General features: G+C 65.8%; 20 protein-coding genes and 2 pseudogenes. 18 read left to right on the top strand and 4 right to left on the bottom strand.

Annotated features, from left to right (window positions below; genetic code table 11):
- On the top strand, nt 1-280 hold a 280-nt coding region (locus ACZ2IA_RS08270), incomplete at its 5' end, for a transposase (RefSeq protein ID WP_470292095.1).
- Nucleotides 281-607: 327 nt separating this feature from the next.
- Here the strand turns inward: ACZ2IA_RS08270 and ACZ2IA_RS08265 are convergent.
- Entirely contained in the window at nt 608-2,356 is a 1,749-nt protein-coding gene (locus ACZ2IA_RS08265) for a TnsD family Tn7-like transposition protein (protein WP_470292094.1), read from the bottom strand.
- Between the two features lie 417 nt (nt 2,357-2,773).
- Here ACZ2IA_RS08265 and ACZ2IA_RS08260 point away from each other — a divergent pair.
- Nucleotides 2,774-3,028, top strand: a pseudogene (locus tag ACZ2IA_RS08260) (transposase); the annotation flags it as partial.
- A 50-nt stretch (nt 3,029-3,078) separates the two neighbouring features.
- Here ACZ2IA_RS08260 and ACZ2IA_RS08255 read toward each other — a convergent pair.
- Nucleotides 3,079-3,747 carry a response regulator gene (locus ACZ2IA_RS08255; RefSeq protein ID WP_470292093.1) on the bottom strand — a complete coding sequence of 223 codons (669 nt, stop codon included), beginning with the start codon at nt 3,745-3,747 and terminating at the stop codon, nt 3,079-3,081.
- A 160-nt stretch (nt 3,748-3,907) separates the two neighbouring features.
- On the opposite strand from ACZ2IA_RS08255, the gene nosP reads away from it, so the two are divergent.
- From nosP to ACZ2IA_RS08215, 8 genes are all read left to right on the top strand, one after another.
- Nucleotides 3,908-5,050, top strand: coding sequence for a nitric oxide-sensing protein NosP (nosP, locus tag ACZ2IA_RS08250; protein WP_470292092.1), 1,143 nt, complete (start codon nt 3,908-3,910; stop codon nt 5,048-5,050).
- Nucleotides 5,047-6,456: an ATP-binding response regulator gene (locus ACZ2IA_RS08245; RefSeq protein WP_470292091.1), complete on the top strand. Its 1,410-nt coding sequence runs from the start codon at nt 5,047-5,049 to the stop codon at nt 6,454-6,456. Before nosP ends, ACZ2IA_RS08245 begins: the two co-directional genes overlap by 4 nt.
- Before the next feature lie 99 nt (nt 6,457-6,555).
- Nucleotides 6,556-8,073, top strand: coding sequence for an aldehyde dehydrogenase (adh, locus tag ACZ2IA_RS08240; RefSeq protein ID WP_470292090.1), 1,518 nt, complete (start codon nt 6,556-6,558; stop codon nt 8,071-8,073).
- A 122-nt stretch (nt 8,074-8,195) separates the two neighbouring features.
- Nucleotides 8,196-8,567 carry a DUF779 domain-containing protein gene (locus ACZ2IA_RS08235; protein WP_470292089.1) on the top strand — a complete coding sequence of 124 codons (372 nt, stop codon included), beginning with the start codon at nt 8,196-8,198 and terminating at the stop codon, nt 8,565-8,567.
- 130 nt (nt 8,568-8,697) lie between these two features.
- A complete protein-coding gene (gene eat / locus ACZ2IA_RS08230; protein ID WP_470292088.1) occupies nt 8,698-10,131 on the top strand; it encodes an ethanolamine permease in 1,434 nt (477 codons plus the stop codon).
- Nucleotides 10,132-10,174: 43 nt separating this feature from the next.
- Nucleotides 10,175-11,560 carry an ethanolamine ammonia-lyase subunit EutB gene (locus tag ACZ2IA_RS08225; RefSeq protein ID WP_470292087.1) on the top strand — a complete coding sequence of 462 codons (1,386 nt, stop codon included), beginning with the start codon at nt 10,175-10,177 and terminating at the stop codon, nt 11,558-11,560.
- Nucleotides 11,557-12,360, top strand: a complete 804-nt coding sequence (eutC, locus tag ACZ2IA_RS08220; RefSeq protein ID WP_470292086.1) for an ethanolamine ammonia-lyase subunit EutC — start codon at nt 11,557-11,559, stop codon at nt 12,358-12,360. Before ACZ2IA_RS08225 ends, eutC begins: the two co-directional genes overlap by 4 nt.
- 187 nt (nt 12,361-12,547) lie before the next feature.
- The gene (locus tag ACZ2IA_RS08215) at nt 12,548-13,081 is read left to right on the top strand and encodes an MFS transporter (RefSeq protein WP_470292085.1); all 534 of its coding nucleotides are present in this window, start codon (nt 12,548-12,550) and stop codon (nt 13,079-13,081) included.
- Nucleotides 13,082-13,165: 84 nt separating this feature from the next.
- On the opposite strand, the gene ACZ2IA_RS08210 is transcribed toward ACZ2IA_RS08215, so the two are convergent.
- Nucleotides 13,166-14,665 (bottom strand): AlkA N-terminal domain-containing protein, encoded by a 1,500-nt coding sequence (locus ACZ2IA_RS08210; protein ID WP_470292084.1) that lies wholly within the window; start codon nt 14,663-14,665, stop codon nt 13,166-13,168.
- 254 nt (nt 14,666-14,919) lie between these two features.
- Between ACZ2IA_RS08210 and ACZ2IA_RS08205 the strand changes: the two genes are divergently transcribed.
- From ACZ2IA_RS08205 to ACZ2IA_RS08170, 8 genes and pseudogenes are all read left to right on the top strand, one after another.
- Entirely contained in the window at nt 14,920-15,456 is a 537-nt protein-coding gene (locus ACZ2IA_RS08205; protein WP_470292083.1) for a methylated-DNA--[protein]-cysteine S-methyltransferase, read from the top strand.
- A pseudogene (locus ACZ2IA_RS08200) lies at nt 15,422-16,362 on the top strand (isocitrate lyase/PEP mutase family protein). The gene ACZ2IA_RS08205 and the pseudogene ACZ2IA_RS08200 overlap by 35 nt, the downstream one beginning before the upstream one ends.
- A gap of 564 nt (nt 16,363-16,926) precedes the next feature.
- Nucleotides 16,927-18,441, top strand: a complete 1,515-nt coding sequence (locus ACZ2IA_RS08195) for a carbohydrate porin (protein ID WP_470292082.1) — start codon at nt 16,927-16,929, stop codon at nt 18,439-18,441.
- Nucleotides 18,442-18,534: 93 nt separating this feature from the next.
- Nucleotides 18,535-19,683, top strand: a complete 1,149-nt coding sequence (locus ACZ2IA_RS08190) for an NHL repeat-containing protein (RefSeq protein ID WP_470292081.1) — start codon at nt 18,535-18,537, stop codon at nt 19,681-19,683.
- Nucleotides 19,680-20,981: an iron uptake transporter deferrochelatase/peroxidase subunit gene (efeB, locus tag ACZ2IA_RS08185; protein WP_470292080.1), complete on the top strand. Its 1,302-nt coding sequence runs from the start codon at nt 19,680-19,682 to the stop codon at nt 20,979-20,981. Before ACZ2IA_RS08190 ends, efeB begins: the two co-directional genes overlap by 4 nt.
- Before the next feature lie 102 nt (nt 20,982-21,083).
- Nucleotides 21,084-22,115, top strand: a complete 1,032-nt coding sequence (locus ACZ2IA_RS08180; RefSeq protein WP_470292079.1) for an iron ABC transporter substrate-binding protein — start codon at nt 21,084-21,086, stop codon at nt 22,113-22,115.
- The gene (locus ACZ2IA_RS08175) at nt 22,115-23,707 is read left to right on the top strand and encodes an ABC transporter permease (RefSeq protein WP_470292078.1); all 1,593 of its coding nucleotides are present in this window, start codon (nt 22,115-22,117) and stop codon (nt 23,705-23,707) included. Before ACZ2IA_RS08180 ends, ACZ2IA_RS08175 begins: the two co-directional genes overlap by 1 nt.
- 11 nt (nt 23,708-23,718) lie before the next feature.
- Nucleotides 23,719-24,756, top strand: a complete 1,038-nt coding sequence (locus ACZ2IA_RS08170; RefSeq protein ID WP_470292077.1) for an ABC transporter ATP-binding protein — start codon at nt 23,719-23,721, stop codon at nt 24,754-24,756.
- Nucleotides 24,757-24,772: 16 nt separating this feature from the next.
- On the opposite strand, the gene ACZ2IA_RS08165 is transcribed toward ACZ2IA_RS08170, so the two are convergent.
- Nucleotides 24,773-26,026, bottom strand: a complete 1,254-nt coding sequence (locus ACZ2IA_RS08165) for an Hsp70 family protein (RefSeq protein WP_470292076.1) — start codon at nt 26,024-26,026, stop codon at nt 24,773-24,775.
- Nucleotides 26,027-26,049: the final 23 nt, after the last annotated feature.

Raw genomic sequence — 26,049 nt, 5'->3', positions numbered from 1 at the left:
GCCCAGCTCATATCGTCGAGTGACACGCTGGGAGCATGAAGCCGTGCTGGAGGAGATGCAAAAGCGTCTGGACACCCGCCCTGGCATGATGAAGCTACGGCGGCAAACGGTGGAGCACCCGTTTGGCACTCTGAAAGACTGGATGGGGGCTACCCATTTCCTGACGCGAACCTTGGAGCGCGTCAGCACCGAGATGAGCTTGCATGTACTCGCCTACAACATGAAGCGAGTCATGAAGATCATCGGATTTGCAGAGCTAATGGAGGCAATAATGGCCTGAAAGGGTCTTTTTGCCCGTCAAAATAGCCTAGTTTGGGTAGAAGCGGATGTTGATCTCACGAAAGAGGCTGGTGCAACCATCTTGGTGGCATCAACTCACCGCGTTTCCACACGGCCTCGCCGAGGAGCGGCCACTTTGGAGGACTGTGATGCCGCCTGCAAGCGAGTGGCGGAAGCGTTCACGGACGCTAAACACACTTCTGGCCAAGACCTGTCCTAGAGGGTGTAACTGGACAGGTACCACCGGCACTGCTGGCTAGATTCGCCGGAATCTGTACTTTGCTGCGCTGAAGTGCAGGGTACGCAGCGGCTTTACTGATCCGTACGGTCAGTCTGCGTTTCGGCGCCGTGATGAGAGCTGCGGGATCAAATCTAGGTAGGAAATCGCATCGTATACGCGGCGGCCACCGTTGTAGTGATGGTCCGGTGGCCTGGGGCCGGGCCAGTTGTGTGGAATGCCGATGCTCAGAAGGAAGGCATGGACCTCCTCGGGAGGAACGGACAACTGCGCGCAGTCCCATTGGCAGTATTCGACGATGTCCTGAATTCGTTCGTAGCTTTGTTTGTTCATCCCCACAATATGAGCAATGGTCGGCACCTCTTCCAGTGCACGCAGCTCTTGGATGGCCCACAAAATGCTCCGGGCCCGGAAGTGCCAGCAGGACTCGCGCAGCGATTCGGCCATGCTGAAGGTCAAGGGATAGCGCTCCCGATTCACGGCCGACGTGATCATGTGCTTGGGCAGGGCGGCGAGCAGGCGCCCGAGCGTCAGCCGTTTCGGTTTGCCAACGTCGCGAACGTAGTAGTCCTTGGCGAGCCCTTCGACAAGTGCAGCGAACCGGGTGTCTTCCTCTTCATCGCGGGAAGCAATATTGATCGTGGCTCGCGGTGAGGAAGGCTCATCGTTCTGCAGTACATGCGTTCGTAGCCATGGGCGATCGTAGTCGTAAAGCCAGTCCATGGCGCGTTTGGCCTGCTTCCACAATGCGTGCACTGTGATATCGGGTTGCCTCCGCTTGATCTTCAGTAGCGTGGTGCGGTGCTGTTCGCGCTCCTGCACCAACTCCTCAAACGCCTCCTGATAGTTATTTCGCATCTTGCGCGGGGAGCCCCGGGCGGTACCATGGCTGGGGTGTTGCTTCAAATGCCGGACCAGTTGATCCACGCTGCCGAATAGAAAGAGGCCCAGCAGAATGTGCCGGGTGATCGGGGTGTCGAGTGCAGATTGGAAGGAGGTCAGGCGCAGCCATTTTGTCGCTCGCTTCGACGCATAGGCTGGGTCGATCTGGCAAAGCAGCGCTTCTCCGAAATACTCACGTACAGCGGTTTCAAGCCGGTCTGTCGCAGCATCGCTGCCGTACTTAAAGCCCAAAGTGATGGCTTGTTTCCGATAAGTTTCGAAGAGGCGCTGTGCCGGGACCGGGGGGAGCTCCGCCGCCAGCAGGTCGTGGCAAAAAAGAGCGTGCTGCAGGGCCTCTCGGTCCGGATTGGTGAAGTTCAGGTCCGGAACGGATGACGGTTGCCAACCGCATCGGCATGGCTGCCAGGGCAGCTTGAAGAGCGCGCTGTTGAACAGGAAGGGGCGTTGGCAGCTGGGACAGCTATTGATCAAGCGGGTGTTGTGGCGCCAGCAAATGGTGACGCCGGGGATTTGGTGCGAACGGTGCCAGTAGGGCATGCCGAAAGCCTGTTCGTCTTCGGGCACGCAATGCAGACAAAGCTGCGCATCGCCGTGCATGCCGACGACCCGGCGGGGGATGTGGCTGACGACCTCGGATGGATCACCTTTGATGCGAGTAGGCAGCTGGGGTGCCAGATAGGGCAAGAACAACGGTAACAGGGTGTGCTCGAGGACGAGCTGCTTCAATACCGAACGGGGTTCGCCTGGAAGTCGGCTAGCGAGCGTCTCAATGTGAGGAGGGACGATCTGGTTGAGAGGGAAGGGCGGACGCTGGAACAGCTCCAGAAAGGTGGTCCGGTGGCTGCGGTTGCCGATGAGCAGATGATAGCGGGAGATGAGGGAGTGCAACGTCTCATCCGGCAGTGAAGATGGGAAGAGGGCGAGCTCGTAACCCATGGGATGCCCCGCGGAGCTTCATTTGTGTCAAATTCTATTGTTGCAAGTTTAGACCGTGTAAGTAGATTTACGAGGTTTGTGTCAAGTTCACTCAACAAATGCCATAAGTTGGACTTGATGTAAGTCTCTAATTTTATTAGATGTGTTGTGTCAAATTATATTGTTTTTGAACAATTGTTCTTAAAGAATAAAGTCGGTCATGGGGGGCGCTTGTCATAGAGGTCCTCGCTGCTTAGTGACCGCATGTATGCCCGAGGTCTGCCTTGTGCATATGACCGTAGAAGGGGCCCTTGATGGGCCTCTTTGTTTTGGGTGGGGAGTCTTGAGGATGATGGCCATCGGCGGGAAACGACCGAGGCTGTGTGAAAACACTCCGGTCGCCTAAAGTGACGCAACGCGTTCCATGAAGATGGCCAAATGAAGCGATACATCGAAGGCGAGGACCGGAGCCAGGTCTGTTACCCGAGGGCCTTGACGACCGCATTGAGCCGCCAATCCGGTTCGTGCCGTCGAGGCTTTTGTCGAGTAACTCGATCTGCGCCAGATGGGATTCGAACGAGTCGATCCGCGGAGGACAGGCCGTCCGCCGCGCCACCACTCAGTGCTACTGAAGATCTACTGCTAGACTACCTCAATCGCATACAGTCCAGTCGTCGCCTGGGGGGCGAAACCCACTGAAACGTCGGGCTCAGGGTAGTCGCGTCTTTCTGAGTAGTAGATCGCTAATCCGCCTTAACCCGCCCCAGCAATCCCCCCGCCTCGATCACCGCCTGGGTCCGGCTATGCACCCCCAACTTGCGCAGGATAGCCGATACATGCGCCTTCACCGTGCTCTCGGCAATCGCCAATTCGATCGCCACCACCTTGTTCGATTTACCGTTGGTGATGTATTCCAGCACGCACCGTTCCTGGCGGGTGAGCATGGCCAAGCGCTCGAGCATGTCCTGGTCTTGAGCGGATAAAGGCAATGCGGTCGGACTGGCTGTGTCGCGCCCGGCCAGCTGCGCCGGGTTGTAGATTTCGCCGGCCAGCATGGCGGCCACCGCCGCCGCCATCTCCTCGCGCGCGGCGGATTTGGGGATGAAGCCGCATGCGCCCAGCTCCAGCACCGCGCGCACGATCTCCGGCCGCTCGTCGGCCGACACCACCGCCAGCGGCACGAGCGGCGCCAATTGGCGCAGTGCCGCCACCCCGGCCAGCCCTTGCATGCCCGGCATGTTCAAATCCAGCAGCGCCAGCTCCAGCGTATCGTCCTGGATGGCGCGGCGCGCTTCGTCGAAACAAGTGCACTCGAGCATGCGCGCGCCCGGCCCGAACACATCGCTCACCACCTGTTTTAACGCTTCGCGAAACAGCGGGTGATCATCCGCGATCAGTACGCTCAATTCCACTGCGGTCCCCCCTCAAATCAACGACTTGCCGAGCATGATATGCTGATCCGACATCACTGCGGCTAAGGGTTTATCCGGCCACCCCCACCGAGTATGAAGTACGCGCATAATCATCTGCACAACATGGCTCCGCAAGAGCAGCCAGAACACAGGAGGAGAGATGGAGCAAGCAAGTGTGCGGGTGGGCGGTACCGCGCTCACCGACCCGGAGGCCGCGGCGCAGGCCTTGTTCGAGCAGCTTAATCAGCCGGACCTGTCGCTGGTGCTGCTATTCGTATCGCCGTATTACGATTTGGACGCCATCGCGCCGTTGTTGGAGCGCCGCTTTGGTGGGGCGCTGGTGATCGGCTGCACCACCGCCGGCGAGATCGGCCCGGCCGGCTACCAGAGCGGCACCATCTCCGGCGTCAGCTTCGCCGAGCCGGGCTTCTACGCCGTGGCGCAGCAGATCGACGACCTGCGCGGCTTCGAGCTGTCGGAGGCGTTCGAGGTCGTGATGAGCGCGCGCCACGAACTGGGGCGCAAGCTCGGCCAGCCGGTGGAGCGCAACGCGTTCGCGTTGCTGCTGATCGATGGGCTGTCGGCCAGCGAGGAGCTGGTGGCCAGCCGGCTGTCGTCGGCGCTCGGCAACATCCCGCTCGCCGGCGGCTCGGCCGGTGACAATATGCGCTTCGAGCGCACCGCGATCCTGCTCGACGGCCGCTTCCACAGCGGCATCGCGGCGCTGGTGCTGGTGGCGACGCGCCACCCGTTCGAGGTATTCAAGTCCGAGCATGCGGCGCGCAGCGGCGAACGGATGGTGATTACCGAGGCCGACGCCGACGCGCGCATGGTGGTCGAAATCAACGCCGAACCGGCCGCCGCCGAATACAGCCGCCTGTTCGGGCTGAACCCGGAGCAGCTGTCGCCGGCGCACTTCGCCGCGCACCCGCTGGTGCTGCAGGTGGGCAGCGTGCCGTACGTGCGCTCGATCCAGCGCGTCAATTCGGACCTGAGCCTGTCGTTTTTCTGCGCGGTGGACGAGGGCGTGGTGCTGTCCGGCACCGAGGCGATGGACGTGGTGGACAGCCTGGGCCACACCTTTCACAACTTGAGCCGGCGCCTCGGGCCGCTGCAACTGGTGCTCGGCTGCGACTGCATCCTGCGCAGCCTGCTGATCGACAGCCAGGACACCCAGGCGCGCATGTCGGCGCTATTGGCCAAGTACAAGGTGGTCGGCTTCAACACCTACGGCGAGCAGTTCAACGCGATGCACGTCAACCAGACCTTCACCGGCATCGCCATCGGCTACCGCGCGCCATGAGCAATCCCGACACCCCGTCCATCGAACAGCGCCTGGAGGCGCTGGAGCGCGACAACACCAAGCTGCGCAAGATCAACCAGGCGCTGATCCACCGCGTCGAGCACGGCATGGCCGACAACGGCAACTCGTTCACCTTCTTCCAGATCTCGGCCGAGCTGGAGCAACGCATCCAGGAGCGCACCCAGGCGCTGGAAAAAGCGATGGGCGACTTGAAGGCGTTCAACATCGCACTCGAGCAGGCGCGCCAGGAGGCGGAGTGGGCCAACCGACGCTTGCAGACGGCGATCCTGGTCGCCGAGGAGGCGCAGCGCAGCAAGACCCGCTTCTTCGCCGCTGCCGGCCACGACCTGTTGCAGCCGCTGAACGCGGCGCGCCTGTTCATGGCCACGTTGGCCGAACGGCCGCTGGACGGCGATGCGCCCAAACTGCTCAAGCACGCCTGCGCGTCGCTGGAAGCGGCGGACGATTTGATCAACACGCTGCTCGAGCTGTCGCGCATCGACGCCGGCGCGCAGCAGGTGGAGGCCAGTCATTTCCCGCTGGACAGCTTGATCAGTCAGATCGCCACCGAATTCGCGCAGCTGGCCGCGGCCAAGTGCCTGACCCTGCGCAGCCGCGCTCTGCCGGTAGTGGTGCACAGCGATTGGGTGCTGCTCGGGCGCATCCTGCGCAATTTCTTGAGTAATGCGCTGCGCTATAGCCAACGCGGCGGCTTGCTGCTCGGCGCGCGTCGGGTGGCCGACGGGGTGTTGGTCGGAGTGTGGGACCAGGGCAGCGGCATCCCGGCCGACAAGTTGCCGACGGTGTTTCAGGAGTTCCAGCGCCTGCCCGAGCACCGCGCGATGGACGGCAAGGGCATGGGGCTGGGCCTGGCCATCGTCGAACGTTTGGCGCAGCTGTTGCAGCACCGGCTGCTGGTCAAGTCGGTGACGGGGCGCGGTTCATTGTTTGGCGTCGTGGTGCCGTACGGCGAGGCAACAGAAGTGGAGCGCTTGCCGCGCCAGCAGCAAGTGCAGCCGGCTGTCGCTTATCAACCGGCCGGGCTGAACGTGCTGCTGATCGACAACGACGCGGCGATCTTGCAGGGCATGCAGCTGTTGCTGGCCGGCTGGGGCTGCGTGACGGTGGCGGTGAGCAATCGGGAGCAAGCGCTGGCGGCGCTGGCCGAGCGCGAGCCGGACATCATTCTGGCCGACTACCAGCTGGATCACGGCGAGACCGGCGTAGAGGTGATCGCTGTCTTGTGCGCGCAGGCAGGGCGGGCGATTCCGGCGGCGCTCGTTACCGCCGACCGCGGTCCGGAAGTAGCGGCACAGGCAGCACAGGGTGGCTGGGAGCTGTTGACCAAGCCGGTGCGCCCGGCACGGCTGCGGGCCTTGATGGGGCATTTGGCGAAGGGGGTCTAGCCGTCTTTACCTACGACCAAAGTAGCATGGCGCCACCCCCGCACAATTCGCACACTGACATGGCAGTCACAACCCCGAACCTAACCCGGAGGCAATGCCATGTTGCAGCAGTCGCTCGACGCTATCGCCAAGAAAATCCCGCTCAAGTCCCGCTACGACAACTTCATCGGTGGCCGCTGGGTGGCCCCGGTCAAGGGCCAGTATTTCACCAATCTCAGTCCGATCAACGGCAAGCCGTTGTGTGATGTGGCGCGCTCCAGCGCCGAGGACATCGAGCTGGCGCTGGACGCCGCGCACGCCGTCGCCGACCGTTGGGGCCGTACCGCTCCCGCGGTGCGCGCCAACATTCTGCTGAAAATCGCCGACCGCATCGAGGAATACCTGCCGTTCCTGGCGCTGGTGGAAACCGCCGACAACGGAAAGCCGATCCGCGAAACCAACGCCGCCGACTTGCCGCTGGCGGTCGATCATTTCCGCTACTTCGCCGGCTGCCTGCGCAGCCAGGAAGGCTCGCTGTCCGAGCTGGACGACGACACCGTCGCCTACCACTTCCACGAGCCGCTGGGCGTGGTCGGCCAGATCATCCCGTGGAATTTCCCGCTGCTGATGGCGACTTGGAAGCTGGCCCCGGCACTGGCGGCCGGCAACTGCGTGGTGCTGAAACCGGCCGAGCAGACGCCGATGGCGGTGATGGTGCTGATGGAGTTGATCGCCGATCTGATTCCGGAAGGCGTGCTGAACGTGGTCAACGGCTTTGGCGTGGAAGCCGGCAAGCCGCTCGCCACCAACCCGCGCATCGCCAAGGTGGCGTTTACCGGTGAAACCAGCACCGGCCGCCTGATCATGCAGTACGCGGCCGAGAACATCATTCCGGTGACGCTGGAACTGGGTGGCAAGTCACCCAACATCTTCTTTGAAGACGTAATGCGCGAGGACGATGCCTACTTCGACAAGGCGCTGGAAGGCTTCGCTATGTTCGCGCTCAATCAGGGCGAAGTGTGCACCTGCCCGTCGCGCGTGCTGGTGCAGGAGTCGATCTACGAACGCTTCATGGAGCGCGCGGTAAAACGGGTGCAGGCGATCCGCCAGGGCAGTCCGCTCGATCCGTCCACCATGATCGGCGCGCAGGCGTCCCAGGAGCAGTTGGACAAGATCCTGTCCTACATCGACGTCGGCCGCCAGGAAGGCGCGCAGGTGCTGACCGGCGGCGGCCAGGCCAAGATCGCCGGGCTGGAAGAGGGCTACTATGTGCAGCCGACCATCCTGGCCGGCCACAACAAGATGCGCGTGTTCCAGGAGGAAATATTCGGCCCGGTGGTGGCGGTCACCACCTTCAAGAACAAGGAAGAAGCGCTGGCGATCGCCAACGACACCGTGTTCGGCCTCGGCGCCGGGGTGTGGACGCGCGACGGCGCGCTGGCGTACCGGATGGGCCGCGAGATCAAGGCCGGCCGGGTGTGGACCAACTGCTATCACCTGTACCCGGCGCACGCGGCGTTCGGCGGCTACAAGAAGTCCGGCATCGGTCGCGAGACGCACAAGATGATGCTCGACCACTACCAGCAGACCAAGAATCTGCTGGTGAGCTATAGCCCGAACGCACTCGGATTCTTCTGAGATCCACTCGCATAACCCTGCTGGCGTCGTTGCACTGGGGTTTTGTGAGCGGCTCTGAAGCCATTTGATTGGCCGGCGTCGCCCCCTGGCGTCGGCCTTTTCTCACCCACAAGGAGCATCCGATGGCGTCGCGCGTGGCAATCACCCCCGAAGCGCAGGCCCTGCTGGCTCGGCTGGTCGAACGGCACGGCCCCTTGCTGTTCCACCAGTCCGGCGGTTGCTGCGACGGCAGCGCACCGATGTGCTTTTTGCAGAGCGAATTCCGCATCGGCGGCCAGGACGTGCTGCTCGGTGAAATCGGCGGCTGCCCGTTCTATATCAGCGCTTTTTTGTTCGGATATTGGCAAGCCTGCCACCTGACCATCGACGTATCCTCCGGACGGGGCAATAGTTTTTCGGTGGAAGCGACGGAAGGGGTACGCTTCATCACCCGCTCGCGGCTGCTGAGCGAGGCCGAGCTGGCGGTGCTGGATGCTGTGCCGCACCAGGCTTGAGCCAAGGCTGCACTGTTCTTGAACGGTTTCCAGGGCTAAAGGCCAGCCGTTGCTGGGTTTGGCGGCCCGTTTGCTGTTGGCATGATTCCTGCCAGATGAATGCTTAGTTATCCACTAAGGGAGCAACAAGATGTCAGCAAATCAAGACCTATCAAAATCACTGGGTGTCTGGCAGTTGTGGGGCATTGCGGTGGGCCTGGTGATCTCCGGCGAGTATTTCGGCTGGAGTTACGGTTGGGCCAGCGCCGGCACGATGGGCTTTATGATCGCCACCGTGTTCGTCGCGGTGATGTACACCGCCTTCATCTTCAGCTTTACCGAACTGACCACCTCTATTCCACACGCCGGCGGCCCGTTCGCCTACGCCAAGCGCGCCTTCGGGCCGATGGGCGGCTTTCTGGCCGGCGCGGCCACCTTGTGCGAGTTCGTGTTTGCGCCGCCTGCCATTGCCTTGGCCATCGGCGCTTATCTGAATGTGCAATTCCCATGGCTGGCGCCGAAATGGACCGCGATGGGCGCGTACCTGATCTTCATGGGCCTCAATATCCTCGGCGTGAGCATCGCCGCCACCTTTGAATTGTGTGTCACCTTGCTGGCGATCTTCGAGCTCTTGGTGTTCGTCGGCGTGGTCGCCCCAGGTTTCGACTGGAGTCACTTCACCAAGGGCGGCTGGGCCGGGCATGACACGTTCAGCCTCGGCGCGGTGTCCGGCATCTTCGCCGCGATTCCGTTTGCGATCTGGTTCTTCCTCGCGATCGAAGGCGCAGCGATGGCCGCCGAAGAAACCAAAGACCCGAAACGCACCGTGCCGCGCGCCTACATCGCCGGCATTTTGACCTTGGTGGTGCTGGCGATCGGCGTGATGGTGTTCGCCGGCGGTGCCGGAGACTGGACCCGCCTCGCCAACATCAACGACCCGCTGCCGCAGGCGATGAAGATGATTGTCGGCAACAGCAGCGGCTGGCTGCATATGCTGGTGTGGCTGGGGCTGTTCGGCCTGATCGCCTCGTTCCACGGCATCATCATGGGCTACTCGCGCCAGATCTTCGCGCTGGCGCGCGCCGGCTACCTGCCGCCGTTCCTGGCCAAGGTGCACCCGCGCTTCAAGACCCCGCACCGCGCCATTCTGGCCGGCGGCGTGATCGGCATGGCCGCGATTTTCAGCGACAACCTGATCGTGATCGCTGGCCAGCCGCTCACCGCCAACATCGTCACGCTGTCGGTGTTCGGCGCGATCGTGATGTACATCGTGTCGATGCTGGCGCTGTTCAAACTGCGCAAGGCCGAGCCGAAATTGGAGCGCCCGTTCCTCGCGCCCGGCTTTCCGCTGATTCCGGGCGTGGCCTTGTCCTGTGCCGTGGTGTGCTTGGTGGCGATGGTGTACTACAACCAGCTGCTGGCGCTGATCTTCGCCGGGTTCCTGCTGGCCGGCTTCGCCTACTTCAAGCTGACCGGTCATCATCGTGCGGCCGCAGCAGAGGATGCTTTGCTGACCAGCCAAGCTGAAGAACCAGCTACCGTGGGCGACGTGCCGCTATCGCTGCAACGCCTCCCGCTCGACTGACCAGACCTAGGGGGCGGGGCGTCACTGCTCCGCCTAAAGCGCCATGTCCTACACAAATATGATTGGTACGCGCCGCTACCAGTTCGCCGATCTGAAAACGCTGCTGGCCAAGGCCACCCCGGAGCGCTCCGGCGACCGGCTGGCCGGCGTGGCGGCCGAAACCGCGGAAGAACGCGTCGCGGCGCGCATGCTGCTGGCCGAGCTGCCGCTCAAGACCTTTCTCAACCAGGCGCTGATTCCGTATGAAGCCGACGAAGTCACGCGGCTGATTATCGACAGCCACGACGCCGCCGCCTTCGCGCCGATCGCGCACATGACGGTGGGCGATTTCCGCAACTGGCTGCTGTCCGACGCCGCCGACAGCGCCATGCTCTCCTTTATCTCGTCCGGCATCACGCCGGAGATGGCCGCCGCCGTCTCCAAAATCATGCGCAACCAGGATTTGATTTTGGTCGCCAATAAATGTCGCGTGGTCACCGCGTTCCGCAACACCATCGGCCTGCCGGGCCATTTGGCGGTGCGCTTGCAGCCCAACCATCCCACCGACGACCCGCGCGGCATCGCCGCCTCGATGCTGGACGGCCTCTTGTACGGGGCGGGCGATGCGGTGATCGGCATCAACCCGGCCAGCGACAGCCTCTCGGCGATCCACGATATGTTGCTATTGATGGACGGCGTGCGCGAACGGTTCGCCATACCCACCCAAACCTGTGTGCTGACCCATGTCACTAACTCCATTGAGCTGATCTGCCGCGGCGCACCGGTGGATTTGGTGTTCCAGTCGATCGCCGGCACCGAAAAAGCCAACGCCGGCTTCGGCGTCAGCCTGGCGGTGCTGGAGGAGGCGCACCAAGCGGCGCTGTCGCTTAAGCGCGGCACGGTCGGCAACAACGTGATGTATTTCGAAACCGGGCAGGGCAGCGCGCTGTCGGCCAATGCGCATTGGGGCGTGGATCAGCAAACCTGCGAGGTGCGTGCCTATGCGGTGGCGCGCCGCTTTAAGCCCTTGCTGGTCAACACCGTGGTCGGCTTCATCGGGCCGGAATACCTGTACGACGGTAAGCAGATCATCCGCGCCGGGTTGGAAGACCACTTCTGCGGCAAGCTGCTTGGCCTGCCGATGGGCTGCGATATCTGCTACACCAACCACGCCGAAGCCGACCAGGACGACATGGATACGCTGCTGACGCTGCTCGGTGCGGCCGGCATCAGCTTCATCATCGGCGTGCCGGGTGCGGACGACATCATGCTCAACTACCAGAGCACCTCGTTCCACGATGCGTTGTACGTGCGCCAGCTGCTGGGCCTGAAGCGCGCGCCGGAGTTCGAGGCGTGGCTAGCGAAAATGCGCATTACCTGCGGAGTCGGCCGGCTGCTGCCGCAATCGGGCGAGCAACCGCTACTCGGCCTATTTCCGGAGGCGGCATGAACGTGACCGAACTGAAAACCGTCGCCGGCGGCGTGGCGCCCGACCCGTGGGCGAATCTTGCCGAACACACCGCCGCGCGCATCGCCTTGGGGCGTTGCGGCGGCAGCCTGCCCACCGGCGAGACACTGCGTTTTTCGCTGTCGCACGCCCAGGCGCGTGACGCGGTGCATACTCCGCTGGATGTGGCGGCGCTGTCGGCGCAACTGGCCGAAGCCGGTTTCCATAGCCTATCCGCCGCCAGCGCCGCACGGGATAGAACCGAATACCTGCAGCGGCCCGATTACGGGCGCAAGTTGGACGCCGCCAGCCGCGCCGTGCTCGAAGCCTGCGCGGAAAAAGGCTGCGATGTGCTGTACGTGATCGGCGACGGCCTGTCGTCGCGCGCGATCGAACGCAACGCCGTGCGGTTTCTGACCGAGCTGCGCCCGTATCTGGAAAACGCCGGCCTGCGCGTCGGGCCGGTCGTCATCGCGACCCAAGCGCGGGTGGCCCTGGCCGACGAAGTGGGCGAGCTGCTGCAAGCGCGCTTCGCGCTGATGCTGATCGGCGAGCGCCCCGGACTGTCGTCGCCGGACAGCATGGGCTTGTACCTGACCCATCAACCGCGCGTCGGCCGGCTGGATTCGGAACGCAACTGCATCTCCAATGTGCGCCTGGAAGGGCTGCCGTACCGGGAGGCGGCGTACAAGCTGGCCTGGCTGTTGAACGCCGCCGTCAAACTGGGCGCCACCGGCGTCACCCTGAAGGACGAAAGCGATAGCCGGGCGTTGGCGAGCCAGCAGGCCCCGGCACTATCGTAGGGTGCCCCCTATGGGGGCGTTGCACCCCATGTGTTTTCACTCCTCAACCGTTCCAAGGTGCGGTTTGTGCGAGGTACATGCCTGATGGCATCTCGCATGATCAGTCGCGAGCTGCGCCGCAATGCTAGCGCCACGCAGGGTTACGCGTGGTGCTGGCGGCGAGCACGAGCCGTCGCCTGGTTGCCGCATGCTCTGGTCTATGCCGGTGTGGATCGGATTTTGGGCCGGGGCAGTCGACTCTTCCGCGTTGAGCCTGTTTGCCGTGGTCGCACAAAAACGGGGAACCGGAACTACCGGCGTGGCGGCCATGTTGACGGTGTTCGGTGCCGCTGGCTTGCTGCTGCAAGTGCCCATTGGCTGGTGTGCTGACCGCTTTGGCGCCCGTTCTAGCATCTTGGCTTGCAGTCTGCTGGCTTTTGCCGGATGTGCGCTGACCTTATCCGCCGTGCATTCGCCCACCTTGTTGCTGACCACCGCGGCCGGCTGCTATGGGGTATTGGGGAGTGGCCTGCTGACGCTATCCATCATCGTCGCTACCCAGTCAGGCGGCGACATCCGCTTGGCCATGAGTCGGGTGTCACTCGCCTTTACGGTGGGGTCCGCTGTGGGGCCGGCGCTGATTGGCGCGATGATGAACGAGGTCGGTCATACCGCTTACCCGTGGGCGATTGCCGGGGCGACTGGGATACTGATCACCCGGTTGTTACGCGCGCGGTTTTAAGGGAGATCGAGACAAAACCGTGGTCTGAAAGCCTATCAACGGTTCGTGTTGGCATGATGGGTTTCACTCGTTCTGCGAATTCTGTTACTGCGACCGGTTATGGTTGCTGAGGCGAATCCCGAGCAGGACGGCGGCCCACAGATGTTGCGCCGCGTATGCACGCCAGGGGCGCCATTGCTCGGCCCTCTCGAGCAGCTGCTTTGCCGTCGGCCGGTGGCCTGCCGCGTCGCTCATCGCCTGCATCAGGCCGATGTCGGCGGCCGGGAAGGCGTCGGTTTCGCGCAGTTGGCGTATCGCGATGTAGTGCGCGGTCCACTCGCCGACCCCGGGCAGCGCGCAGAGCTGCCGGACGGCCTCGTCCAGGCTGCTTCGCGCGTCGAACAGCCGCGGATCGGCCACGGCCGCCGCGGCTATCGCCGACAGCGTGGCCGCGCGGGTCTTGGGCATGCCGAGGGTCGCCAGATCGGCCGTCGCCAGGTGCTCCGGCGCCGGGAAGACATGGGTGAGGCCTGCCGGCGCCGCCTGGGCATCGGCCAATGGTTCGCCGTAGGCGGCGACCAGTTTCCCGGCGAGCTTCACCGCGGCGGCGACGGTGATCTGCTGGCCCAACACCGCGCGCATCGCCAGCTCGAAACCGTTCCACGCTCCCGGTACCCGCAGGCCGGGGCGGGCGGCCAGCAACGGCGCGAGTGCCGGGTCTTCGGCCAACTGGGCCGCGATCGCGTCCGGGTCGGCGGCAAGGTCGAATACCCGGCGCAGTCGCGCGATGATCGCGGGCAACGCCGACAGTTTCGGGAAACGGATCGTCGCCTGCAGCGCGTCGCCCCGCGGGGCCGGCTGCACCGAGACGGTGCCGTGCCGACCGTCGAGCGCGATGGTACGGTGATAGACGCCGTCGATCACCGCTTCGATGCCGGGAATGGCGCGCACGCTCAGGAAGTCCAGCATCGCCGGCCAGTCGTACGGTGGCCGGTAGCGCAGCCGCAGTGTCACTTCGCCTTGCGGTCCCGCCGGCCGTTCCGTTTGGCTGTCGCGTCGGAGCGCACTCGGTGGCCGCTGGTACAGCGCCTGGAAGGTCTCGTTGAAGCGGCGGATGCTGCCGAAGCCGGCCGCGAACGCGATCTCGGTCATCGGCAGGCCGGTCTCGTGGATCAGCTGCTTGGCGAGCAGCACGCGGCGCGTCTGCGCGACCGCCAGCGGCGAGGCGCCGAGGTGCTGGCGAAACAGCCGGCGCAGCTGCCGGTCGCCGATGCCGAGTCGTCGGGCCAGCGCGTCGCTGTCCATCTCGTCCAGTGCGCCCATCTCGATCAGCGCCAACGCACACGTCACGGTGCTGGACGCGCTCCACGCCACGCCCAGATCCGGCGCGGTTTCCGGCCGGCAGCGCAGACAGGGGCGAAACCCGGCTTCCTGGGCGGCGGCCGCGCTCGGGTAAAACCCCACGTTTTCGGACTTGGGCGTGCGTGCCGGACAGACCGGACGGCAATAGATGCCGGTGGTCTTGACGGCGGAGAACAGGCGTCCGTCGTAGCGCTCGTCGCGGGTCGAAATGATGCGGTAGCAGCTGTCGTGATCGAGGTCCATGCGGCCATCGTCGCTTCGTGCCTCTCGCCTGTCTAGCGGCTTCCGGACCTCAATGACACAGCGCCGCCGCGGGCGTGGTGTTCGAGCCGTACCTCGCGCATTAGGGGCGACGCAGAAAAACGACAATCGCCAATTCCTCGCTGTCGACGTCCGAAAACCGCGAGCCGACCTGCGATGTCCGGGCTCACACTACGTCCCACGCTTCCCGCCGCGACATCCGTGGGGACGATCAAGACCAACCGTTGGAGAGCCGTATGGATGAGGCGCGACCGGGGCATTTGTTCATCGACCAGATCGACACACCGCTCGGCGAGACGCTGCTGATCACCGATGAATGTGGCCGCTTGCAGGCGCTCGATTACGTCGACTACGCACCGAGAATGCACCGGCTGCTGCGCCTGCACTACCCGTCGCTGCTTCCCGAGCCGGGTCGTGCCCCAGAGGCCATTCGCCGTGCGCTGGACGCGTACTTTGCCGGCGAGCTGCTTGCCCTCGGTTCGATCGCCTGGGCGACCGCCGGCACGGCCTTTCAGCGCCGGGTCTGGGCGGCGCTGACGACGATCCCGGCCGGCAGCACGCTGAGCTATGGCGAGCTCGCCGCCCGGATCGGCACACCGGCCGCGGTGCGGGCGGTGGGGGCGGCGAACGGCGCCAACCCGGTCGGGATCGTCGTGCCCTGCCACCGCGTGGTCGGCGCGAACGGTGCGCTGACCGGCTACGGCGGCGGCATCGAGCGCAAGCGCTGGCTGCTGGCGCATGAAGCGCAGGCGTTCGCCAGAGCGCGATCTTGATGGCCCCCCGTATTCGAACACCCCGCCGCCGACCGGCGTGACGGGCGATACCGCTACCCTGGAGAGGGTCATGCACACGAACGACCACGTCACCCGTTTTCGCGAACTCAACTTGGCCGGCGGGCTGTTGCTGCCGAACGCCTGGGACGCCGTCAGCGCGCGCATCTTCGAGGAGGCCGGCTTTCCTGCCATCGGCACCACCAGCGACGGCATCGCCTACGCCCGCGGCTACCAGACCGCCGAGCGGATCGGCCGCGCGGCGATGATAGCCGAGGTGGCACGGATCGTCCGCGCCTGGCGGTGCCGGTGACCGCCGATATCGAAGCGGGCTACGGGGCCAGCGTGCACGACATCGCTGCGACCGTCGACGCGGTGATCGATGTCGGCGCCGCCGGCGTGAATCTGGAGGACAACAGCCACGGCCTGACGGCGACGCCGCTGTTCGGCTTGGCCGAGCATCAGGCCCGGCTCGCCGCGGCGCGGGAGACGGCCGAGCGGCGCGGCGTGCCGCTGTTCATCAATGCGCGCACCGACACCTTCCTGCTCGGGCTCGGCAACGATGTCGACGAGCGGCTGGCGATGACGGTCGAGCGCGCCAACGCGTATCTGCGCGCCGGCGCAGACATGGTGTTCGTGCCGGTGCTGGTCGACCCGGCCGTGGTCGAGCGGCTGGTCGGGCGGGTCGACGGGCCGATCAGCCTGATGGCCTTGCCCGGTGCGCCGCGCGCCGACGTCTTGTTCGCGGCCGGGGCGAAGCGGGTCAGCCTCGGTTCGACGGCGATGCTGGCGACGCTCGGCGCGTTGCGCGACATCGCCCGCGAGGTGCGCGACGCGGGGGAGTGGAGCGCGATCGGCCGCAGCTTCTACGGCTTCGGCGAGGCGGAGGCCCTGTTCGGCCAACGTTGAGCGGCAGGGGCGCGACTCGGCGGCGAGCCGTGGCCCCTTATCGCAAAGCGTCTCGCGGCGCTCACTCGATGTGCTGCACCGATGTCCGGGGGCGGCGGCGATCGTCGGGTCGTCGCCTTGCCTTCATCCCTTTCATCCGCTGATCGGCGGGTCGAGGTCCTCTCGCTGCCCGGCATCCCCCCTTTCCAGACTCCTGTCTCCATCCCCTGGGCGGCCACCGCGCCGTCCGTCCGGCCTTCATCGCCTACGTGACCCCTGCCGATCGGACAGCACTGGCCTGCGCCGGCGCGGCCGTTCGCCACTCGCCGAGCTAGACAGACCCGACCTTGTCCTGTGCCGACTCGAGCGCACGGCAGTCGGACCGTTCTGCTTTCTCTGTACCCAGCGCACTCGAACTCGTGGGGTGAATGGCGCGTGAGACGGGCGAAGAATTTTTCATGAACACGACTCATTCCTGTCAACGAATGAGAATCACGCTCGTTATTGATTGAAACTCTGAAACAGAAACTGACAGCAAGATCGGCTCTTTGGGGATGCCGTCTCATAACAAAGGGGAAGTGCTTCATGTCGTCCAGACAAAACAACCATACCCGCGGTCCGCAGTTGAGACCCGCCTTGTTGCTGGCCTGCCTGGCCGCCTGGCAATGGGCGGCTCCGGCCGCGGCCGCCACCGCTGTGGCCGACCCTGCTGCCAGCGCCGCCGACGACGTTAATCCGGCCGAGCTGCCGGAGGCCGACCAGGCGATCAAGGCCGAGGCCACCGGTCCATGGACGGGATTCTGGACCCGCCAGACCCTGCTCGGCGATATGGGCGGCCTGCGCACCGCGCTGGGGCGCCACGGCATCACGATTGGGCTGACCGAGGTCAGCGAAGAGCTCGGCAACGTCAAGGGCGGCATCAATAAGGGCTCGGCCTACGACGGGCTGACCACGCTCACGCTGGGGCTGGATACCCAGAAGGCCTGGGGCTGGCAGGGGGGCAACTTCAACGCCAGCGTGCTTAACATCCAGGGCCGCAACCTGAGCACCAGCAACCTGGGCAGCCTGCAGACTGCCAGCGGCATCGAGGCCGATACCGGCACCCGTCTGTGGGAGCTGTGGTACGAGCAGAAACTCCTCGACGACCGCATGGACGTGAAGATCGGCCAGCAGAGCATCGACCAGGAATTCATGGTTAGCCAGTACGCCGGCACCTTCGTCAACACCATGTTCGGCTGGCCGGCGGTTCCCTCGATCGACATGCCGGCGGGCGGTCCGGCCTATCCGCTGTCGGCGCTGGGCGTGCGCTTGCGTGCCCATCTGAACGACTCGCTCACCTTCCTCGGCGGCGTGTACGACGGCAACCCGGCCGCCAAGAACGGTACGTTCGACCCCAATGGCGATCCGCAAAAGCAGAACGCGCACGGCACCAACTTCAACCTGCACAACGGCGCGCTGTTCATCGCCGAACTGCAATATGGCGTCAACCAGCCGGCGCTCGGCCAGGTGGAGACCGCCAAGAGCTCGGGCGGCCTGCAGGGCATGTACAAGATCGGCGTCTGGTACAACAACGAGAAGTTCGGCGACCAACGCTTCGACGACGGCGGCCTGTCGCTGGCCGATCCGGCCACGAGCGGCAACCCCCAGCAGCACAAGGGCAACTACAGCGTCTATGCGGTGGCCGACCAGATGGTGTGGCGGCCCAGCGAAGACAGCTCCAAGACCCTCAACGTGTTCGCCCGGGTGATGGGCGCGCCGGGCGACCGCAACCAGGTCAGCTTCAGCGCCAACGCCGGCGTGACGCTGACCGCGCCGTTCGAAGGCCGCGACAACGATACCGTCGGCCTGGGCCTCGGCTACGTCAAGGTCGGCAACCACGCGCGGGGGTTCGATGCCGACAGCGGCAACCCGGTGCGCAACAGCGAGACCATCGTCGAAGCCACCTACCAGTACCAGCTGACGCCGTGGTGGCAACTGCAGGGCGACGTGCAGTACACGCTCAACCCCGGTGCCGGTGTGCTCAACCCGAGCGACCCGACGCAGACGCAGAAGATCGCCAATATCTGGGTGCTCGGGCTGCGCACGACGGTGACTTTCTGAGCCAGCGAAGCTGGCCGGCCAGACGAGCTACATATAAATAGTTCTTATTCCAATCATTCACTACTCTACAAGATAGACACAGGAGAAACGCCGATGCAGCGTTTTAGCTCACCCCACACCGGCCGCGGCCGGGCCGCCCGACGCGTGCTGCTGGCCGGGCTGTTCGCGCTGGCCAGCCACCCGACCTGGGCGGACGACGCCCCAGGCTTCCTGGCGACCATCCACAAGCACGTCACGCTGACCACCACGGTGCCGGACAACGGCGACCAGAACCCGTACGCGATCGCGGTGGCACCGGTCTCCGCCGGCAAGATCCAGCAGGGCGACGTGCTGATCGACAACTTCAACAACGCCACTAACCTGCAGGGCGTCGGCACCACCATCGTCGACTACAACCCGGACAGCAAGAAGCTGTCGCTGTTTGCCCAGCTGCCCCACGAGCTGCCGCAGTGCCCGGGCGGGGTAGGGCTGAGCACCGCGATGACCATGCTCAAGAGCGGCTGGGTGATCGTCGGCAGCACGCCCAGCAACGATGGCACCACCGACACTAAGGGCGCCGGCTGCCTGATCGTGCTCGACTCGCAGGGCAAGGTGGCCGATGTCTGGGCCGGCCCGAACATCAACGACCCGTGGGGCAATATGGCGGTGATCGACAACGGCAGCACCGCCACGCTGTTTGTCAGCAACGCCGGCTTCGGTGTGGGCAGCGCCAAGGGCAAGCCGCCGGTGGTGAACCAGTCCACCGTGCTGCGGCTCGAGCTGGCGATCCCGGACGGCAAGCCGCCGGTGATCAAGAGCCAGACCGTGGTGGCCGGCGGCTTCGGCGAGCAGGCCGACAAGGGCGTGTTCCTGATCGGCCCGACCGGTCTCGCCTACGGCAAGGACGACAAGCTCTACGTGTCCGACGCGCTGGGCAACCGCGTCAGCGAGATCTGGGACGCCACCACCCGCACCACCAGCGCCGGGGTTGGCCGAACCCTCACCCACGACGGCCTGCTGCTGCGCCCGCTGGCGATGACCTCCACGCCCAATGGCCATCTCTTGGTGACCAACGGCTCCAACGGCAAGGTGGTGGAAATCGATCCGGCGACCGGCACGCAGCTGGCGGCGCAGTGGATCGACAACAACAAGGCCCAGACCCCGCCGGGCAACGGTGACCTGTTCGGCATCGCAATGACCCCGGCCGGCGACGGTTTCTACTATGTGCAGGACGACATGAACACCCTGGTGCTGGCCAAATGAGTGCGTCCTCCGACCAACCGAAAAACCTGTCGCGGCGCAGCTTTCTGAGCGCGACCGGCGGGCTGGCCGTGGCCGCCGGCGCGTTCGGGATCAGCGGCAGCGTCGTCGCGGCCGAGCTGCTGAAGAAGCCGGCGCATGCCGGCAAGAGCCCGGTGGAGCCGTTCTACGGCGTCCACCAGGGCGGCATCCTGACCCCGCAGCAAAGCCATAGCTACTTTGCCGCGTTCGACCTGGACACCACCAAGCGCGCCGAGCTGATCGCGCTGTTGAAGCGCTGGACCGACGCGGCCAACCGCATGAGCCGCGGCGAGACCGCGCGTCCGCTCGCCAACGCCGGCGACGCAGCGCCGCTCGATTCGGGCGAGGCGGTCGGGCTGGCGCCGGCGCGGCTGACCATCACCTTCGGCTTCGGCCCGGGGCTGTTCGTGCGCGACGGCGTGGACCGTTACAGCCTGGCGGCGCGCCGCCCGGCCGCGCTGGTCGACCTGCCTCGTTTCAACGGCGACCAGCTGGTGCCGGAGAAGAGCGGCGGCGATCTGTCGGTGCAGGCGTGCGCCGACGACCCCCTGGTGGCGTTCCACGCGGTGCGGCAGCTGGCGGCGCTGGCCGAGGGCGTCGCCACGCTGAAGTGGGCGCAGGCAGGCTTTGCCAGCGGCGCCCCCGGCGGCGGCACCCCGCGCAACCTGATGGGCTTCAAGGACGGCACCAACAACCCGTCGACCAAAAACCCGGCGCTGATGGACCAGCATGTCTGGGTGGGTGACGAGGGCGGCTGGATGAAGAACGGCTCCTACGTGGTGGTACGCCGGATCCGGATTTCGCTGGAGCACTGGGACCGCACCGAGCTGGGTTTCCAGCAGGAGGTGGTGGGGCGTTACAAGGCCAGCGGCGCGCCGCTGGGCAAGACTCACGAGTTCGACCCGCTCGACCTCGCCGCGACCGACAAGGACGGCAACCCGGTGATCCCGGCGACCGCGCACGCGCGCCTGTCTTCCGTGGCGCACAATGGCGGCGCCCAGATCCTGCGCCGGCCGTATTCGTACAACGACGGCGCCAACTTCTACGCCGAACGCTGGCCGCCATGGCGGCAGGGGGTGGAGTATGATGCCGGGCTGTTTTTCATCGCCTACCAGCGCGACCCGCGCACCGGCTTCATCAAGATCAACCAGTCGCTGGCCATGCAGGACATGCTGAACCAATTCACCACCCACGTGGCGAGCGCCGTGTTCGCCTGCCCGCCCGGGGCCAGGGAGGGCTCGTTCATCGGCGCGACGCTATTCGAGGGGTTGGGCGCCTGAGCGGCGCGGTTCTGACTGTAACTCGTTAATCCACGTCGCCTGCCACCCGCAGGCGGCTTGCACCCGGCGGCGCTGGCCGCCGACAACGTTACTGGAGCAATGATGTCTTTCAATTTTTTCAAGGCGGCAATGCCGCGCCGTGCCGGCCTGGCTGCCGCGCTGGTGGTGGCAGGTTTCTCGCTGGCCGGCGTGGCCGACGCGGCGTCGCTGACGCTGTACAGCGCGCAGCACCCGCAGACGGTCAAGCTGCTGACCAGCGACTTCGAGAAGCAGAGCGGGATCAGCGTGCGCGTGCGCTCGGGTGAAGGCCCGGAGCTGGCGGCGCAGCTGTTGGCCGAAGGCAAGTCCTCGCCGGCCGACGTCTACCTCACCTCCAACTCGCCGGAGCTGATGCTGCTGGAGGGCAAGGGCCTGTTCGGCAAGGTGGCGCCGACCACCTTGGCGGCGATTCCGGCGCGCTACAGCTCGCCCAAGGGCGAGTGGGTCGGCGTGATGGCCCGCGAAAACGTGCTGGTCTACAACACCAAGCTGATCCCGGCCGCGCAGATGCCGGCCTCGCTGCTCGATCTGGCCAAGCCGACCTGGAAGGGCAAGCTGGCGATCGCCCCGTCCGACGGCGACTTTCTGCCGCTGGTCAGCGCCGTGCTGGCGCTGAAGGGCGAGGCCGCCACGCTGCAATGGTTGAAGGGGCTGCATGAAAACGCCCAGGTCTTCGACGACAACGAAGGCGTGGTCGCCGCGGTGAACCGCGGCGCGGCCGCCACCGGCATCATCAACAACTACTACTGGGCCCGTCTGCAGACCGAGCTGGGCGCCAAGGGCATGCACAGCGCGCTCTATCACTTCGGTCACGGCGACGTCGGTGCACTGATCAACGTGTCCGGCGCGGCGGTGCTGAAGACCACCCACAACGCCGACGCGGCGCAGAAATTCCTCGCCTACCTGGTGAGCGAGCGCGCCCAGCAGCTGTTCGCCAAGAGCAACATCACCTACGAATACCCGCTGCTGGCGGGTGTTGCGCCGTCGCCGCTGCTCAAGCCGTTCAACCAGCTGACGCCGCCGGCGCTGGACATGCAGAAGCTGGGTGACGACAGCCAGGCGGCGCGCCTGCTGCGTCAGGCCGGACTGCTGTAATGTCCGACACCTCCGTGTCGACGGCGCCCGCCCGCCTCAGCCTGCGCCGGCGGGCGCCCTCCGGATTGCTCGGCGCCGCGCTGTGCGTGGCGCTCTTGGTGCTGCTGCCGCTGGCGGCCACGCTGTGGCAGGCGCTGCACTACGGTCTCGACAACGCGCTGGCCTTGCTGTGGCGGCCGATCATCGCCGAGCTCGCGCTCAACACCCTGCTGATCGTGGTCTCGGCCACGCTGAGCTGTGCGCTGATCGGCACCGCCGCCGCCTGGTTCATCGAGCGCACCGAGCTGCCGGGGCGGCGGCTGTGGGCGGTGCTCGCCGCCGTCCCGCTGGCGATCCCGCCCTTCATCACCAGCTACGCCTGGGTCTCGCTCAGCCAGTCGCTGCAGGACTTCTACGGCGCGCTGCTGGTGGTGACCACCGCCTACTACCCACTGGTCTACCTGCCGGTGGCCGCTGCGCTGCGCGGCATGGACCCGGCGCTGGAGGAGACGGCGCGCGCGCTCGGCCTCGAACCGTGGGCCTGTTTCCGCCGGGTGGTGCTGCCGCAGCTCAAGCCGGCGCTGCTCGGCGGCATGCTGCTGGTGGCGCTGGGAACGTTGGCCGAATTCGGCGCGTTTGCGCTCTTGCGTTTTCACACCTTCACCACCGAAATCTACGCCGAATACCGCGCCAGCTTCGACGGCGCCGGGGCGGCCATGCTCGCCAGCGTGCTGATGCTGCTGTGCCTGGTGTGTCTGGTGCTGGAATTCCGGGTGCGCGGCAACGCGCGCTACGGCCGGCTCGACCGCGGCGCGCGGCGCGCGCCGAGCCGGCACCCGCTGGGCTGGCGCAAGCTGCCGGTCCTGGCCGGCTTCGCCGGCCTGACCGTGGTCACGCTGCTGGTGCCGCTGGGCACCATCGCCTACTGGATGCTGCAGCACGGCGAGGCGGCGGTGACGCCGGCCGAGGTGTCGCCCGCGCTGTTGCTCGACGCCACCCTCGCCTCGGTCGGCCTCGGGCTCTCCGGCGCGGCGCTGACCACCGTGCTGGCGCTGCCGCTGGGCTATCTGCTGGCACGCTACCCAGGCCGCCTCGCCACGCTGCTCGAGCGCATCGTCTACCTGGCGCAGGGCGTGCCCGGCATTGTCATCGCGCTGGCGCTGGTCTCGCTGGCGATCCAGCTGGTCAGGCCGCTGTACCAGAGCGCGCTGATGCTGGTGCTGGCCTACGCCATCCTGTTCTTGCCGCTGGCGCTGGTCAGCGTGCGCTCGGCGCTGCTGCAGGCCGAGGTCAGGCTGGAGGAAATGGCGCGCTCGCTCGGTCTCAACTGGTGGCAGGCCCTGTGGCGGGTGGTGCTGCCCTTGGCCGGCCCCGGCCTCGGCGCCGCCGCCAGCATGGTGTTCATCTCGGTGGTGACCGAGCTGACCGCCACCTTGCTGCTGTCGCCGATCGGCACCGAGACCCTGGCCACCCAGGTCTGGGCCGACACCGCGGCGCTGGCCTTCGCTGCCGCCGCCCCGTACGCGGCGATCCTGGTGGCGATTTCGCTGTGTTCCACCTGGCTGTTGATGTCCCTGTTCGGCAAGTCTGCCGTCATGGACAACACCTTCTGATAGGCACTCCCATGGCCGAACTCCACATCCAAGGTCTCTGCAAGTACTTCGGCGCGCACCCGGTGCTGCAAGACATCAATCTGACGGTTCCCGCCGCCAGCCTGGTCGCCATCCTCGGCCCGTCCGGCAGCGGCAAGACCACGCTGTTGCGGCTGTTATGCGGCTTCGAACGCGCCGACGGCGGCACGATCACGCTGAATCAGCAGGTGGTCAGCCGCCGCGACCTGCACCTGCCGCCGGAACAACGCCGGATCGGCTACGTGGCGCAGGAGGGCGCGCTGTTCCCGCATCTGTCGGTGGCCGAGAACATCGTGTTCGGCTTGCCGCGCTACCTGCGCCGCACCCGTCACCGCGTGGCCGAACTCCTGGACATGGTCGGTCTGCCGGCCAGCTTTGCCGACCGCGCGCCGCAACAGCTGTCGGGCGGCCAGCAGCAGCGCGTGGCGCTGGCGCGCGCGCTGGCACCGTCGCCGGCACTGGTGCTGCTGGACGAGCCGTTCTCGGCGCTGGACGCCGCGCTGCGGGTGGAAACCCGTCAGGCGGTGGCCGACGCTCTCGCCGCCGCCGGGGCGACCACGCTCTTGGTCACCCACGACCAGTCCGAGGCGCTGGCGATGGGCCACCAGGTGGCGGTGCTGTGGGAGGGACGGCTGTTGCAGGTAGCCACTCCGGAAACGCTGTACCGCCAGCCGGCCAATGCCGAACTGGCCCGCTTCGTCGGCGACGCGGTGCTGCTGCCGGGGGTGGCCGGCAATGGTCAGGTGCAGTGCGCCCTGGGCCGGCTTACGCTGATGGCCGGCATGCCGCAAGGCTCGGTGCATGTGCTGCTGCGCCCCGAGCAGATTCGGCTGCTGCCGCTATCGAGCGCCAGCACCGCGGCGCGCGCTCAGGTGCTCGACGTGACCTTCTACGGCCACGATGCCTGTGTGCGGCTGCGCATGGCGGACGCCCCGTCCGAGCTGACGGCGCGCGTGCCCGGGCACAGCAGCCCGACGCCGGGGCAGGAGGTGGCGCTGGCGATCGAGGGGATGGTAGCGACCTTCGCCTAATGGGCTTCGGCCAACTTCAGGCGAAGCGCCGCGCTGCATCCAGCGCCAGGCCGCTGCCGATGCTGCCGTACAGGTCGCCCTCGACCGCCCGGGCGCCTGGCAGCAGCGCGGCGATGCGCTGGCGCAAGAGCGGCACGCCGCTGGCGCCGCCGGTGAAGAACACCGTGTCGACCTGCTCGGCGGCGACGCCGGCATCCTGCAGCAGCCGGGCGACCGTGGTCTCGATGTTGTCGATCTGGCCGGCAATCGACCGGTCGAACTCGGTGCGGCTGATGTCGTGCTGCAGGCCGGCCTCGATCTGGTCCAGCTCCAGCGGCACCTCATCGGCCGACGACAGCGCGATCTTGGCAGCCTCGACCTGGATCGCCAGCCAGTGGCCGGCGCGCTTGGCGATCAGCTTGAATAAGCGGTCGAGCTTGTCGCGCTCCAAGGCCTCGGCGTACACGCCCTGCAGGCTCGACAGTGCCTGGCGGGTGTAGGCGAAGTTGATGGTGTGCCAGGTGGCCAGGTTGAAGTAGGGGCCGGCCGGCATTTCCGCGCCACTCTTGAGCCGGCTCTTCATCCCCAACAGCGGCATCACCGCGGCGAGGCTCAGTTGCTTGTCGAAGTCGGTACCGCCGATGTGCACGCCGCAGTTGGCGAGAATGTCATCGCGGCGGTCGAGCCGGCCGGCGCGCTCCGGCGATAGGCGAATCAGCGTGAAGTCGGACGTGCCACCGCCGATGTCGACCACCAGCACCAGCTCTTCGCGCTGGATGCGGCTCTCATAGTCGAACGCCGCGGCGATCGGCTCGAACTGGAACTCGACCTCGCTGAAACCGACGCGGCGGGCGATGTTGGCCAGGGTGTCCTGCGCCAGCCGGTCGGCCTTCGGGTCGTCGTCGACGAAGAACACCGGTCGGCCGAACACCGCCTGCTTAAAGTCGCGGCCGGCCTGCTGCTCGGCGCGGCCCTTCAGGCTCTCGATGAACATCGTCAACAGGTCGAGAAAGCGCAGATTGCGGCCCTGCACCTCGGTCTGGCCGTCCATCAGGCCGGTGCCGAGGATGCTCTTGAGCGAGCGCATCAGCCGGCCCTCGTAGCCTTCCAGGTATTCGGCCAAGGCGGCCCGGCCGACCGCCACCGAGTCCTCGTCGGCGTTGAAGAACACCACCGACGGCAGCGTGACCTTGCCGTCTTCCAGCGCCAGCAGGGCAGGCTGGCCGGGGCGATGCCAGCCGACGGTCGAGTTGGACGTGCCGAAGTCCACGCCGCACGCATTGCTCATCATTGTTCATCCCCACCGGTTTAGCT

This window comes from Crenobacter sp. CS_VA4, assembly GCF_055597485.1.
This window is presented reverse-complemented; position numbering and strand designations above follow the sequence as displayed.

Excerpts from the sequence above, each read along its gene's own strand:
- ACZ2IA_RS08265 (WP_470292094.1), bottom strand. The coding sequence starts at position 2,356 with ATGGGTTACGAGCTCGCCCTCTTCCCATCTTCACTGCCGGATGAGACG.
- nosP (WP_470292092.1), top strand. The coding sequence starts at position 3,908 with ATGGAGCAAGCAAGTGTGCGGGTGGGCGGTACCGCGCTCACCGACCCG.
- ACZ2IA_RS08245 (WP_470292091.1), top strand. The coding sequence starts at position 5,047 with ATGAGCAATCCCGACACCCCGTCCATCGAACAGCGCCTGGAGGCGCTG.
- adh (WP_470292090.1), top strand. The coding sequence starts at position 6,556 with ATGTTGCAGCAGTCGCTCGACGCTATCGCCAAGAAAATCCCGCTCAAG.
- ACZ2IA_RS08235 (WP_470292089.1), top strand. The coding sequence starts at position 8,196 with ATGGCGTCGCGCGTGGCAATCACCCCCGAAGCGCAGGCCCTGCTGGCT.
- eat (WP_470292088.1), top strand. The coding sequence starts at position 8,698 with ATGTCAGCAAATCAAGACCTATCAAAATCACTGGGTGTCTGGCAGTTG.
- ACZ2IA_RS08225 (WP_470292087.1), top strand. The coding sequence starts at position 10,175 with ATGTCCTACACAAATATGATTGGTACGCGCCGCTACCAGTTCGCCGAT.
- eutC (WP_470292086.1), top strand. The coding sequence starts at position 11,557 with ATGAACGTGACCGAACTGAAAACCGTCGCCGGCGGCGTGGCGCCCGAC.
- ACZ2IA_RS08215 (WP_470292085.1), top strand. The coding sequence starts at position 12,548 with ATGCTCTGGTCTATGCCGGTGTGGATCGGATTTTGGGCCGGGGCAGTC.
- ACZ2IA_RS08210 (WP_470292084.1), bottom strand. The coding sequence starts at position 14,665 with ATGGACCTCGATCACGACAGCTGCTACCGCATCATTTCGACCCGCGAC.
- ACZ2IA_RS08205 (WP_470292083.1), top strand. The coding sequence starts at position 14,920 with ATGGATGAGGCGCGACCGGGGCATTTGTTCATCGACCAGATCGACACA.
- ACZ2IA_RS08195 (WP_470292082.1), top strand. The coding sequence starts at position 16,927 with ATGTCGTCCAGACAAAACAACCATACCCGCGGTCCGCAGTTGAGACCC.
- ACZ2IA_RS08190 (WP_470292081.1), top strand. The coding sequence starts at position 18,535 with ATGCAGCGTTTTAGCTCACCCCACACCGGCCGCGGCCGGGCCGCCCGA.
- efeB (WP_470292080.1), top strand. The coding sequence starts at position 19,680 with ATGAGTGCGTCCTCCGACCAACCGAAAAACCTGTCGCGGCGCAGCTTT.
- ACZ2IA_RS08180 (WP_470292079.1), top strand. The coding sequence starts at position 21,084 with ATGTCTTTCAATTTTTTCAAGGCGGCAATGCCGCGCCGTGCCGGCCTG.
- ACZ2IA_RS08175 (WP_470292078.1), top strand. The coding sequence starts at position 22,115 with ATGTCCGACACCTCCGTGTCGACGGCGCCCGCCCGCCTCAGCCTGCGC.
- ACZ2IA_RS08170 (WP_470292077.1), top strand. The coding sequence starts at position 23,719 with ATGGCCGAACTCCACATCCAAGGTCTCTGCAAGTACTTCGGCGCGCAC.
- ACZ2IA_RS08165 (WP_470292076.1), bottom strand. The coding sequence starts at position 26,026 with ATGATGAGCAATGCGTGCGGCGTGGACTTCGGCACGTCCAACTCGACC.